Raw genomic sequence first — 906 nt, 5'->3', positions numbered from 1 at the left:
GCGGGCGGAGAGGCGGGGGGGGGGAAGGGGGGGGGGGGCCGGGTGGGCGTGGGTTCACCGCGCTGCGGGCCGACCTCGGTGACCGCGCGGCCGTGCACCGGCTGGCCCGGGACATCACTGCTCTCGGGCCGGTCGACATCCTGGTCAACAACGGCGGCACGATCGCCCGTACCCCGGCCGCTGAGCACCCCGACGAGATGTGGGACCACGTCATCGAGGTGAACCTCAGCAGCCAGTTCGTCCTGAGCCGGGAGATCGGCCGGACCATGGTCGAGCGGGGTCGCGGGAAGATCATCTTTACGGCGTCGCTGCTGAGCTTCCAGGGTGGCATCACCGTCCCCGGCTACGCCGCGTCGAAGTCGGGCGTGGCCGGTCTGACCAAGGCGCTGGCGAACGAGTGGGCGGCCCACGGGGTGAACGTCAACGCCATCGCCCCCGGCTACATCGCCACCGACAACACCCAGGCGCTGCGCGACGACCCCGACCGCGCCCCGGCGATCCTCACCCGCATCCCGGCGGGTCGGTGGGGCCGCGCCGACGACCTCGGTGGCGCCACGGTGTTCCTGGCGTCGGCGGCATCCGACTACGTCAACGGAATCGTCCTGCCCGTCGACGGCGGCTGGCTGGGCCGATGACGGGCGCGCAGGTGCCCGGACGAGCCGGGATCGTCGACGCACACCACCACCTCTGGGTTCGCGCGCGGCACCCACAGCCGTGGATCGACCCGGTGACCATGGCGGCCATCGACGCCGACTTCGCACCCGCCGACCTCGCGCCGGTGGCCCGGGCCTGCGGGGTCACCGCGACCGTGGTGGTCCAGTCCATCGCCTCCGAGGCGGAGACGGTGGACCTGCTGGCCGTCGCGGCCGAGGACACCCTCGTCCGGGGAGTCGTCGGCTGGGTGGG

1 protein-coding gene and 1 pseudogene are annotated in these 906 nt (G+C 73.4%); both read left to right on the top strand.

The genetic code is table 11. From position 1 onward, the window contains the following. The coding region (locus LADH09A_RS03655; protein WP_238643306.1) for an SDR family oxidoreductase at nt 1-635 on the top strand (635 nt) is incomplete at its 5' end. Further along, a pseudogene (locus tag LADH09A_RS03650) lies at nt 632-906 on the top strand (amidohydrolase family protein); the annotation flags it as partial. The gene LADH09A_RS03655 and the pseudogene LADH09A_RS03650, both read left to right, overlap by 4 nt.

It is taken from the genome of Micromonospora cabrerizensis, assembly GCF_022230955.1.
Taxonomy (GTDB): domain Bacteria; phylum Actinomycetota; class Actinomycetes; order Mycobacteriales; family Micromonosporaceae; genus Micromonospora; species Micromonospora cabrerizensis.
Note: the sequence above shows the minus strand (reverse complement) of the source record. Positions and strands in the feature narration are given on the sequence as shown.